Here is a 12,610-nt window from a genome sequence, read left to right on the forward strand (position 1 = left end):
AATTAACATGTATTTATTTTACAAAAAATTGACAATTATTGTTTTTTGTTTATACTATTATTTGAAAAGTATGATTATTTTATAAGTTGGAGATTTTTTATGAGAAACATATTTATTTTTATGATTATTTTTAGTGTAAGTTTATTTGCCAAACAGTATGCTTCACCTTTAATGGAGGCTTTAGAGAGAAGAGATGTAAAAAAAGCAATAGAATTAATAAACTCAGGAGCTGATATTAATATTAAAGACAGAATGGGGGAAACTCCATTAATAGAAGCAGCAGAAGAGGGCTTAACAGAAGTGGTTCAGGTTTTAGTTGATAAAAAAGTTAATCTTAATGTAGGGAATGTTAGAAACAGAACAGCATTGAGCAGAGCTTCTTCCAGAGGTCATGCAGAAATAGTACGCATATTGGTAAAAGCTGGTGCAGATGTTAATATTAAAGATAAATATGGTAAGAGTGCATTAAATTATGCCTCTGAAAGAAATCATAAAGAAATAGTATCAATATTAAAGAACGCAGGAGCAAGATAAATATTATTGATTTTAATTAATTATTTAAGCGTTTTTATAAAAAAATAATAATTATTAAAAAAATATTTATATTTTAATGATTATTACTATTTATAACATTGATAATAAAATTTAATTATATTATAATATTGTCTAAAATTTTAATTTTGAGGAAAATAGAATGAAAAAATTATTATCACTAGTTCTCGCAGGTATGGGAACAATCTTTGCAGTATCATGTTCAGGAAATAAAACTGATACATCATCTAATGCACCTACTGATACAGCTATAACAGCAGCTGTAATTACAGTTGATGATTTAGTAGGTAAAGAATTTTCTCTTACTAATATGTATGAAGGAAAAGAAGTTACTATAGCTTTTCCAGCAGCTAATATGTTAGGCGGAAAATCAGCTGTTAATAGCTATACTACAGAGTTTGCTTTAGACGGAGAAAAAATTACATTAACTGCTTTAGCTTCTACTAAAATGGCAGGACCTGAAGAAGATATGGCTGTAGAAAATGAATATTTAGAAATATTAAACGGAGCTAATACTATTTCTTTAGACGGAGATGTATTAACTATAACTACAGCTTCAGGTACAAATTTAATTTATACTTTTATAGGTAATGTAGAGCTTCCTGCTGCTGATACTAACAATTAATAATTATTGAAACTTAATTGGCAGGGTAATATTTTATTATTATCCTGCTTTTTTATTTTTAAATAATTTAAATAATAGTTTTACTATAATAATATAAATTTGTAAGTAAGTATTGACTTTTACAGTTAGTAGTATAATATAAAAGTATATTATAGTTTTTTCTTATAAAAATAGTTTGGAGTAATTATGCAGTTAAAAAAATATATTTCTACAACATTATTATTTAGTTTAGTTTTTGTAATATCCTGTTCAGAAACTATGCCGTTAAAAGAATATAAAGATGCCTCTGCTTTAAGAGAGAAAGCTATTAAGTATGATTTGCAGAACTATTCCAAAGAACAGTTTGATATAGCTGAAGCAAATTTTTCAGAGGCTGTAATTCTTATAGATGAAAATAAAGAACCTGAAAAAGTAAAAGAACTTCTTACTACTGCATCAAATAGTTATCAAACAGTACTTAATGAAGGCTTGCCTCAGTATGCAGAAGTATTAAAAGAAGAAACATCTTTGGAGAGAGTTTATTCTAAAGAAATAAAAGCATACAGAGTTGATAAAGATAATTATGAGTTTGCTGAACTTAATTATATAAATGCCTTATCAGCTTTAAGCACTAATGATTATGAAGGTGCTGTGAGCTGCTTTTTAAATGCTAAAAAATATCATCATAAGGCGTACTTTACAACTAAAAAAAGATATGATGAAAGTATGAGAGGTATAAAAGAAGCATCAGAAAAAATTAAACAAGTTGATGAACTAGAGAAAACATCTGCTAAATAAAAAACAATAATATTTAGTTTTATTATAACTTATATTTTATAAAATATTTTGGAGTTTATAAAATGAAAAGAGGACTATTTTTATTTATTACTTTATCATTATCAAGTTTATTATATGCTCAGGAAGAGCTGGTACTTCCTCCTGAACTTCCTGATAATTTGCCTTTGTCTATAAAGGAAAGCGATGATTATAAATTGGCACAGAGATACAGAGAAATGGCTTTAGAAGCACATGATGCTGGTGATTATAATCAAAGTATAGAATATTCAAGACAAAGTAAAGAATATTCTGATAAAATTATATCAAGATACGGTGTTTATGAATATGTTTTAAATAGCCAGAGAGATGCTGAAAGAAAATTGAGTTTATTTAAAGGTGTAGGCGGAGATACCAATGAACTTACTATGAACTTATACAATTTATCAGTTAATGATATTAATTCAGCAAATAATATGTTTGATTCTGCTGCCAACAGTACAGATTATACAAATACTATGCTTGAATATAATAAATCTTCTGAAAAATCAGAATTGGGTTATAATGTACTTGCTATAGATTTGAGAAGAGAATATTTAATCAGCGAATCAGTATTAACTAACGGAGATGCTAATGATACTCAAATAACTAACTTAAGAGATGAATCTGCAAACTTATTAGCAAGTAATGATTATACAAACTCTCTAACAAAATCAAGAGATGCTATGAGTATACTTGACAGATTAGAAGCTCCTTTAGAATATGCAAAAGCTCAGGAAGCTATGGATAAAGCTAAAAAAGATGGTTATAATGAAAGCAAACCTAATATGTATAATGAAGCTTCAAAATCTTTATCTTCTGCCGGAGAAACTTTGATAGCTAATAATTATTCAGAATCTTTAATGCATTCAAAAAATGTTATTAGTTTAGTAAATTCAATGGGTGTTTCAGGCGATAATAATGAAGCGGTTGCAGTAACAGACGGAGCTTTCCCTAAATATTATACAGTTCAGGCAAGAAAAACTAATACTGACTCTTTATGGCGTATAGCTTCTTATGACTTTATATACGGAAACGGTAATTTATGGAATAAAATATATGAAGCTAACAAGGATAAAATTAAAGATCCTTCTGTAATAAGAGCAGGACAAGTATTAACTATACCAAGCCTTAAAGGGGAACTTAGAGAAGGTACTTATGATTCTAATCAAACTTATAGCAGTATAAAAAACTTCTCTACAAATAATCAGAGAACTTCTGAAACTACAGTTAATGAAGAAACTGCAGCAGAAGAAGAAACAGTAGGTGAGAATGTAGCAGTAGATGAAGAAGCGGTAATAGAAGAAGTTGTAACAGAAGAAGAAATGACAGAAGAAACAGCAACAGATGAAGAAACAGCAAATGAAGATATGGCAGCAGATGAAGAATTAACAGAAGAAGATACTATCACAGCAGAAGAGAGAGCCGCTGTTAAAGAGGGTGAAATTGTTGTAGAAGATGAAGAAGAAGTTCAGGAACAAGCAGAAGAGACAGAAAATTCTGTTATAGATGAACAAATAGATAACACTGCTGAAACTGAAAATCAATAAAAAAATGATATAAAAAATTACTATTATCATTATGATTGGTTAATTGATTAATAGTAAAAAATAAATTAAGAGGTACATATTTTGGGTAAAAAGTTAAAAATTATTCTTATTTCACTGGTTTGTGTTGCTGTATTTGGGGCTGTACTTATAGCACAGAAACCTAAAACTTCAAAAGAACATTTATTTATTGAAACGGATTTTGGTACTATAGAAATAGCTTTCTTTCCGGATAAAGCACCAAAACATGTAGAAGCTATAAAAAAACTTGCTAATGAAGGTTTTTATAATGGTACTCTTTTTCACAGAGTTATACCGGGTTTTATGATTCAGGGAGGAGATCCTTTGAGCAAACAGCCTAACAGAGCTTTGCATGGTACTGGAGGTCCTAATTTTGTTATACCTGCTGAGTTTAATGATGTTTCTCATAGAAGAGGAATATGCTCTATGGCTAGGAGTCAGAGCATTAACAGTGCTGGTTCTCAATTCTTTATCTGTGTAGCTGACAGTACATTTTTAGATGGTCAGTATACAGTTTGGGGTGAAGTTGTTAGCGGAATGGATGTTGCTGATAAGATAGCAGCTTTAAAAAGAGATGCTAATGATAATCCTATAGAACCTGCCAGAATGAACAGAGTTTATGTAAAAACAGTTAATTAATATTTTTTAATAAAGGAAAGTATAATGGAACATTTATTTATAGAAACAGACTATGGTACTATAGAAATAGAATTCTACGAAAAATTAGCACCAAAGCATGTAGAAGCTATAAAAAAGCTTGCTAATGAAGGTTTTTATGACGGAATTAGATTTCATAGAGTAATACCTAACTTTATGATACAAGGGGGAGATCCTGTAAGTAAAGATGCTGCAAAAAGACATTTGCATGGTACTGGAGGTCCGGGATTTAATATTCCTGCTGAGTTCAGTGATAAACCTCATAAAAGAGGAATATGCTCTATGGCTAGAAGTCAGCATCCAGACAGTGCAGGCTCTCAATTTTTTATTTGTGTTGCTGATGCTCCTCATTTAGACGGTCAGTATACAGTATGGGGTAATGTTGTTAATGGAATGGACGTTGCTGATAAGATAGTATCATTAAAAAGAGATCATAATGATAATCCTTTGGAAAACTCTGCTATGAATAAAGTTTATATTAAAGAGGTAGAATAATTTTCTTATAGAGTATTATCTAAAAATAAAGACGAAGTATATTATTTATATGCTTCGTCTTTTTTATATATTATAATTTTATGCTTTTACTTTTCTTTGAAAGAAATACACTATAAATGCAAATGCCAAATAAAGTGCTGAACTTATCACAGCAGTAATAAAATTATCAAAAGTAGAGCCTACAGCAAGTACAGTATTAAGTATTGGTACTATTAAAAGACCAGTAACTGACATAAGAGAAAATCCAAGAGAAAATTCGGTTAGAGCAGGGCTTTTATATTCTGGGTCGCATATTTTTAGAAGAGTCATTCCAGTTATAAGTACGCCTGTTAAAGTACCCCAAGAAATTATAGCTCTTTCAAATGCATAATCATTTTTAAATAGCATATTATTGAATATAAATACTATTAAGTAAGTAAATATAAACCCTGCTATACACATAACTATTATAGGAACTATATAATGCATAATAGCTTTTATAGGCAGGCTCGTTATTGCAGATACTATGGCAAAGTCGCTTAATGTACCCATTATTTTAGCCTTTACTTTTGCATCTACCATCCATGCAAGTTTTAATTTTTTTATGAGCATATTTAAAGCAAACATTATTATCATAGAGTAAGTCCATACAGGAAGAACATCCAAACCAGCTATGCCTAATTTTTTTATAAAGTTTAAAACTATGTAGGCAATACCGCATACTGCAAATATAATAGCCAAATGAAAAGTAATAGTCTCTATGGAGCTGCTTAAAAAAGTCTCGCGTCCTAAACTTGATTGAGTATTTATATCATTATTATATCCTCTTTCCATATTTCTATCTATTTTATTTATGTTTTCAGTATTTTCATTAACTATTTTTTTTATAACGCTTGTTTTATTTGTTCTAACAGCAATGTTTATAAATATAATACCAAATATCATTCCTCCTACAAGCCCTATAGTAGCAGTGGTTAAAGCAACACCCTGAGCTATTTCCCATTGAGGTATTCCAAAACCTTCAAGAAGTTTTCCGGTAGCAGCAGCAAGTCCATGACCTCCTGCAAAACCGGCAGACAGTTCGTATCCGAAAGTTCTGTACATTCCAATTTCCGGATTTATTTTTGTAAATAACATATTAGTAGCATATCCTATAGCTGACTGAAGCATACTTGCACATTGAAATATACCAAATGCTATTAATACTTTTGTTGGGTATAATGATTTAATATTTTTCTTTTCATTTAAAAACATTCCTAAAGGTACAGCTGCAAATATAGGAACAGATAAAATACCGGGTAAAAGCGAATAAGTTTTGATATATTCTTCTGATATTGATATGCTTGATAATCGTCCTAATATTTCAGGGGATATCAAAAGCCCTATAAAACCGCCTATTACAGAAGCTGGAAGATATAGTTTTTGAAATAGTTTTACTTTAGCCCTTAAAAATACCCCCAAAAGAAGAAGCACTGAAAGTAGAGATAATGCTTGAAGTAATTGTGTTAAGATTTGAGATGTCATACTTGTTTCCTTAAAAATTGAATTGTTTTTATTTTATGATTTATCGAATTTATTGCTTTTATTTATAATAGTATTTTGCTGTTCTTCTATTTTGATTATATCTCCATAAAACTTTGGAGGTCTGTTTAATAAAATATCAATAAACATTAAAGCCCTAGCTCCTACTTCTCTTGGAAATTGTCTTAATCTATATAGTTTTCGTACATTGTGTGCATTATATGCTATTGCATCAATTTTTTTCTGTCTTGCTATAAGTATTGCTCTTTCATTATGAAAAGGCTGAGAGACTATAGTAAAATTGGTAAGATCAAAAACTTTATTGGCTCTTATAATAGAATCTCTAGTTCTAAATCCTGCAAAATCAAGGAATATATGTTTTTTATTTACACCTAATTTTATCAAATCAAGACGCATTTGTCTGGGTTCATTGTATGATCTGTATCTGTTATCACCGCTTACAAGTATATACTTTACTTTTCCGCTTTTATATAATTCATAAGCAGCATCCATTCTGAATTTGAAGTACATATTTATTTTTCCGTTATGCAGATATTTGCTTGTTCCAAGTACCAATGCTACATCATTGTATGGTATGTCTTCTATAGAAGAGTATATATATTTTTTTGAGTATAATGATACTGATAAATATAATGATGATATCAATAAGAGAGAAAGTATTATAATTTCTGGTATAAATTTACATGCTGATAAAAATATAAAAATGATATAATTAATAAATTTATTAAAAAAAGATTTGTTTTTAACAGTTTCTTTTATAATATATTTATTATTTTTTATCTCTGATATTTTTTTCTTGTATCTGTTTTTTAATATCTTCATAAATCCTGCATTATTAACTTTATGATTAGTATACTAAAATAATTTATATTGTCAATTAAAAGTTAATAAAAAAGTTGTTTTTAAGTATTGCAATATTACTCAAAAATATTATAATATGTATCAAATATCGAAAGGAGAAAGAAGATGAAAATGTCACCTGCTTACAGTATGACCTACGATTCTGTTTTTATTAAACAAATCTCATCTGCAATTAATTTTAATAATTCTAGTAAATCAATAAAAAATATTATTCTCAATATTCTCCTATCTATTCTTGTCAATATCCTGTTATAATATAATCCAAAATCTAAAAATATAATACAATTTTATTTAAGTTAACATAGTTTTATAATAAAGTTTCTATGAATAGAAATACTAATGATAAAATTTAAAAAAGGCTATAAAATAATTTAAGGAGTTTGTTATGAAGTTGAATGGTTCAGAAATAATAATGGAAGTTTTGATAGAAGAAGGCGTGGACACTGTATTCGGATATCCGGGCGGTGCTGCATTGTTTATATATGATGCTATCTATAAATATAGAGATAAACTAAAACATATAATGCCTGTAGATGAAGTAGGAGCATGCCATGCTGCTGACGGTTATGCCAGAGCAAGCGGAAAAACAGGGGTTGTAATTGCTACTAGCGGACCGGGAGCTACTAATTTGGTAACGCCTTTAGCTACTGCTTATATGGATAGTGTGCCTTTAGTTGCAATAACAGCTAATGTTCCGGAAACTTTAATAGGCAAAGATTCATTTCAGGAGGTTTTTATTGCCGGTATAACAATGCCTATAACTAAACATAATTTTGTTGTCAGGGATATTAATGAACTTGCAAACACTATAAGAAAAGCATTTGTAATAGCTAATAATGGAAGAAAGGGACCTGTTTTGATAGATATACCAAAAAATTTCACATTAGCAGAAACAGAGTTTACTAAAAGAGAAAAATTTTCTCCAAAACAAATAGAGATAAGTTCAGAAGATGAAAAAACAATAGAGTTAGTTGCAAAATTAATAAATGAATCTAAAAGACCTATTATATATTTCGGAGGCGGTGCTAAGGATTCAAGTGATAAATTAAGAGAGTTTATGATTAATTCTAATATACCTTCAGTACATACATTAATGGGGGCTGGAGTATTAGGATATAATGAAAAGTTGAATATAGGGCTTTTAGGAATGCATGGTTCTGCTACTGCTAATAAGGTTATGAATGAAGCTGATTTAATCCTTGCTGTAGGTACAAGATTTAGTGATAGAGTTGCTTTAAATACTTCCAAATTCGGAGGAGCTGCTAAAAAGGTGCATATAGATATTGACAGAAGCGAGATTAATAAAAATGTTAATGTCGATTATAGTATAATTGGCGATTTGAATGATGTACTAGATAGATTTAATAAATTGGTAAAAAGAGTAGATGATGATGAATGGGTAAAATATTTATCAGATTTAAGAGCCAAAGAGATGAAAGAGGATTCTGATAGAAATACCAATAAAGACGGAATTTATCCTAGCAAAGTTATGGATATAATAGGAGAAAAAACTAAAGACGAAGCTATTTATGTTACAGATGTAGGTCAGCATCAAATGTGGGCTGTTCAATATATAAGACATACCAAGCCTAGAAGTTTTATAACAAGCGGAGGTTTGGGTACTATGGGATTCGGATATGGTGCTGCTTTAGGCTGTCAGTTTGCTAAGCCAGATAGAAGGGTAATACATATAACTGGGGACGGTTCTTTTTATATGAACTTAAACGAGGTAGCTACTGCTGTTGAATATGATCTTCCAGTTATATCTATCATACTTAATAATAGTACATTGGGTATGGTTAGACAATGGCAGACTATATTTTATGATAAAAGATATTCAAGCACTGATATAAATAAAAAAATGGATTATGTAAAAGTTGCAGAAGGTTTCGGAGCTAAAGGCTTTCATTGTGAGACTATAAAAGAGTTTGAAGAGGCTTTTGAAGAGGCTTTGAAATGTAAATGTCCAGTGTGGATAGAATGCATTATAGATAAAGATTTAAGAGTTTTGCCTATGATACCAGCTGGCGGAACTATAGACGATATAATAGTAGATTAATAAATATCAGGAGTAAAAAATGGATAAGAAAGAAAGAAGAGTTTTAGTTTTATTTGTAGATAATATTACGGGTGTATTAAATAGAATAACTTTATTATTCAGTCAAAAAGGTTTTAATATAGAAACTATTACATGTTCTGCAACTTGTGTGCCTAGTATATCAAGAATGACTATAGTTACAGAGGGAGATGATTCTCATATAAATCAAGTTATAAAACAAACTTCAAAACTAATTGAGGTTCATTCTGTACATTTAATAGATAGTTCTAACAACATAATAAGAGATTTTCTTTTGGTAAAAATAGAAATTAATGATAGTAATAGAGGTAAAGTCTGCGATATAACTAATTCTTATAACGGACTTATACTTTATATTGGAAATAAAAGCATTACAGTTGAAATAACAGCCCCAGCCTCAGTAATAGACGCATATTTAGAAGCATTAAAAGACTTTAATATTTTAGAGCTTTCAAGAACAGGGGTAACATCTATACAGCTTGGCGATGATGTTCCAGATATGAATATAATCAATAATTTTGAATATTAATAAACACAAAAAAACAAGAAAAAAAGGAGAAATTAAAATGATAAAAAAATATTATGATGCTGATTGTAATCTAGGAGTACTAGACGGTAAAACTATAGCTATAATGGGATACGGCAGTCAGGGACATGCTCATGCACAGAACTTAAAAGACAGCGGCATGAATGTTATAGTAGGACTTAGAAAAGACAGTGCTAACTGCAAAAAAGCAGAAGAAGCAGGTTTTAAGGTAATGGAAGTAGAAGAAGCTGCTAAGCTTGCAGATATAGTTATGATGCTTGTACCAGATGAAGTAGCTGCTGATATATATAATAGTCAGGTAGCTCCTCATATGAAAGAAGGAAATGTATTAATGTTTGCTCATGGATTTAATATTCATTTCCATTTTGTAATGCCTGCTGATAATATAGATGTTATTATGGTTGCACCAAAAGGACCTGGACACACTGTAAGAAGTCAGTATTTAGAAGGAAGAGGAGTACCTAGCTTGATAGCAGTTTATCAGGATAAAAGCGGAAGAGCAAAAGATTATGCTTTAGCTTATGCTTCTGGAATAGGGGCAGGACGTGCTGGTATATTAGAAACTACATTCAGAGAAGAAACAGAAACTGATTTATTCGGAGAGCAGGCTGTATTATGCGGCGGTGTTACAGAATTAATGAAAGCTGGTTTTGATACTTTAGTAGAAGCTGGATATGAACCAGAAATGGCTTATTTTGAATGTATACATGAAATGAAATTAATTGTTGATTTAATATATTCAGGCGGTTTTGCTATGATGAGATATTCTATTTCAAATACTGCTGAATACGGCGATTATAGAACAGGCAGAAGAATGATAACTGAAGAGACTAGAAAAGAAATGAAAAAAGTATTAAGAGAAATACAAGACGGTACTTTTGCTAGTGAGTTTATTCAGGAGTTTAGTGCAGGACGTAAAGCTAAATTTAATGCTACTAAAAGATTAGAAAGAGAGCATAAATTAGAAAAAGTCGGTGCAGAATTAAGAAAAATGATGAGTTGGATTAAAAAATAATAATATATACCTAAACAAATATAGTTTGTCAATTTTTAGCTATTTATAAATGTAATCATAAGTTATATATAGTATAAAGTATTATTAATCATTCATAAAATAGGTTTTAAATGTATGATAATACCTGTATTTTAGTTAAAAATGCAGTCCTTTTGCTTCTTTGGGGCACCAAAAGAAGTGGGGGGGCGGGGGCTAGTCCCCGAAAATATTAAAATATAAAAACTAATTTTTGACAAACTTAAAAATTTTCAGTATATATTATAATAAATATTTTTTATAATCCAAAGCATCTTTAGTTATAAATGATGTTTTTATTATAAGGGTTTTAACAATGAGAAAGATTAAGATTTTTGATACTACTTTAAGAGATGGAGAACAATCTCCTGGTTGTACTATGAATTTAGAAGAGAAATTAGAAATGGCAGCCGAGCTTGATAAATTAGGCGTTGATGTTATAGAGGCTGGTTTTGCTATATGTTCTGATGATGACTTCAATGCTATAAAAGAAGTAAGCAAGGTTGTAGAAAATGCTAAACTAGCTAGTTTGGCAAGATGCAATAAAAAAGATATAGACAGAGCTTATGAGGCACTTGCTGAGGCTAAACACCCGATGCTTCATACTTTTATAGCTACAAGCGATATACATTTAAAGCATAAATTGGAGATGACCAGAGAGCAGGTATTGGAAACAATAAAAGAATCTGTTTCTTATGCTAAAACAAAATTTGAGTTTATAGAGTTTTCTGCTGAAGATGCTTCAAGAAGTGATAAAGACTTTTTAGTTCAGGCATATTCAGCAGCTATAGAAAACGGAGCTACTACAATCAATGTTCCAGACACTGTAGGATATACTACTCCTTTAGAAATGGCTGAACTTATAAAATATTTAAAAGCCAATGTTAAGGGTATAGATAATGTTGATATATCAGTGCATTGTCATGACGATTTGGGACTTGGTACTGCTAATTCTTTATCTGCTGTTTTGGCGGGTGCTACTCAGGTAGAGTGTACTATTAACGGTATAGGTGAGCGTGCGGGTAATACTAGTTTGGAAGAAATTGTAATGGGTATTAAAACCAGAAAAGATTTTTATAATGCCTATACTGATGTTAATACAAAACGTATTTATAAAATTTCAAAATTATTATCTACTATATCAGGTATGGTAGTTGCTCCTAATAAAGCTATAGTTGGTGCCAATGCATTTGCTCATGAGGCCGGCATTCATCAGCATGGTGTATTAAAAGAGCGTTCTACTTATGAGATTATGAATGTTGAAGATATAGGAATACCTCAGAATAAAATGGTATTAGGCAAACATTCTGGAAAGCATGCTTTTAAAGACAGAATAGAATCTTTAGGTTATGATATTGATGATAAGACTTTAGAAGAGGCTTTTATTAAGTTTAAGAACTTAGCAGATAAGAAAAAAATAGTCACTGATACTGATATAGAGGCATTGCTAATAGGAAATAATGCTTCTGTAGAAAATCCTTTGTATACTTTAAAAAGCTTTATGGTTAATGACAGCGATTCTATATCATCTTTTGCTTCAGTATCTATACTTGACAATAAAGAGAATATTGTTGAGGCTATAGGTAAAGGAAACGGTCCTATAGATGCAGCATTCGGAGCTATAGATTCTCTTACTTCAAACAGAGCTAAATTGGTTAATTATAGTATTAATGCTATTACAGAGGGTGAAGATGCTTTGGGAGAGGTTATTGTCAGATTATCTTCTGATGATAAAACAGTTATAGGAAGAGCAGTTAGTACAGATATTATAGAGGCCAGTTTGATGGCTTATATTAACGGCTTGAATAAATTATAATAAATATATAATAGGGCTTATACAATGAATAAAAATTGTAAAAGCCCTTTTTTAATTTAAGGATAAAAT

Annotated in this window: 12 protein-coding genes; 10 read left to right on the forward strand and 2 right to left on the reverse strand. The window is 30.1% G+C overall.

All coding sequences use genetic code 11. The features are described from left to right. The first annotated feature begins 99 nt into the window (after positions 1 to 99). From BMUR_RS11075 to BMUR_RS11100, 6 genes are all read left to right on the forward strand, one after another. Entirely contained in the window at positions 100 to 534 is a 435-nt protein-coding gene (locus BMUR_RS11075; protein ID WP_013114653.1) for an ankyrin repeat domain-containing protein, read from the forward strand. A gap of 160 nt (positions 535 to 694) precedes the next feature. Continuing rightward, positions 695 to 1,177, forward strand: a complete 483-nt coding sequence (locus tag BMUR_RS11080) for an META domain-containing protein (RefSeq protein WP_013114654.1) — start codon at positions 695 to 697, stop codon at positions 1,175 to 1,177. Positions 1,178 to 1,363: 186 nt separating this feature from the next. Continuing rightward, a complete protein-coding gene (locus BMUR_RS11085; protein ID WP_013114655.1) occupies positions 1,364 to 1,954 on the forward strand; it encodes a hypothetical protein in 591 nt (196 codons plus the stop codon). Positions 1,955 to 2,016: 62 nt separating this feature from the next. Further along, the gene (locus BMUR_RS11090; RefSeq protein ID WP_013114656.1) at positions 2,017 to 3,519 is read left to right on the forward strand and encodes a LysM peptidoglycan-binding domain-containing protein; all 1,503 of its coding nucleotides are present in this window, start codon (positions 2,017 to 2,019) and stop codon (positions 3,517 to 3,519) included. A gap of 81 nt (positions 3,520 to 3,600) precedes the next feature. Further along, on the forward strand, positions 3,601 to 4,176 hold the full coding sequence (locus BMUR_RS11095) for a peptidylprolyl isomerase (RefSeq protein WP_013114657.1): 576 nt from the start codon (positions 3,601 to 3,603) through the stop codon (positions 4,174 to 4,176). A 24-nt stretch (positions 4,177 to 4,200) separates the two neighbouring features. Continuing rightward, positions 4,201 to 4,689: a peptidylprolyl isomerase gene (locus BMUR_RS11100; protein WP_013114658.1), complete on the forward strand. Its 489-nt coding sequence runs from the start codon at positions 4,201 to 4,203 to the stop codon at positions 4,687 to 4,689. A 78-nt stretch (positions 4,690 to 4,767) separates the two neighbouring features. Here the strand turns inward: BMUR_RS11100 and BMUR_RS11105 are convergent, their stop codons facing one another. Both BMUR_RS11105 and BMUR_RS11110 read right to left on the reverse strand, forming a co-directional pair. Further along, positions 4,768 to 6,192, reverse strand: a complete 1,425-nt coding sequence (locus BMUR_RS11105) for a sodium/glutamate symporter (protein WP_013114659.1) — start codon at positions 6,190 to 6,192, stop codon at positions 4,768 to 4,770. A gap of 33 nt (positions 6,193 to 6,225) precedes the next feature. After that, positions 6,226 to 7,032 carry a SanA/YdcF family protein gene (locus BMUR_RS11110; protein ID WP_013114660.1) on the reverse strand — a complete coding sequence of 269 codons (807 nt, stop codon included), beginning with the start codon at positions 7,030 to 7,032 and terminating at the stop codon, positions 6,226 to 6,228. A gap of 424 nt (positions 7,033 to 7,456) precedes the next feature. On the opposite strand from BMUR_RS11110, the gene ilvB reads away from it, so the two are divergent. The 4 genes from ilvB (at position 7,457) to BMUR_RS11130 (ending at position 12,541) form a co-directional block, all read left to right on the forward strand. Continuing rightward, a complete protein-coding gene (gene ilvB / locus BMUR_RS11115) occupies positions 7,457 to 9,130 on the forward strand; it encodes a biosynthetic-type acetolactate synthase large subunit (protein WP_013114661.1) in 1,674 nt (557 codons plus the stop codon). 19 nt (positions 9,131 to 9,149) lie between these two features. After that, entirely contained in the window at positions 9,150 to 9,677 is a 528-nt protein-coding gene (gene ilvN / locus BMUR_RS11120; protein ID WP_013114662.1) for an acetolactate synthase small subunit, read from the forward strand. Positions 9,678 to 9,714: 37 nt separating this feature from the next. Next, a complete protein-coding gene (gene ilvC, locus BMUR_RS11125; RefSeq protein WP_013114663.1) occupies positions 9,715 to 10,710 on the forward strand; it encodes a ketol-acid reductoisomerase in 996 nt (331 codons plus the stop codon). A 331-nt stretch (positions 10,711 to 11,041) separates the two neighbouring features. After that, positions 11,042 to 12,541 (forward strand): 2-isopropylmalate synthase, encoded by a 1,500-nt coding sequence (locus tag BMUR_RS11130; protein ID WP_013114664.1) that lies wholly within the window; start codon positions 11,042 to 11,044, stop codon positions 12,539 to 12,541. The last annotated feature ends 69 nt before the right edge of the window (positions 12,542 to 12,610 follow it).

Source organism: Brachyspira murdochii DSM 12563 (assembly GCF_000092845.1).
Lineage (GTDB): Bacteria > Spirochaetota > Brachyspiria > Brachyspirales > Brachyspiraceae > Brachyspira > Brachyspira murdochii.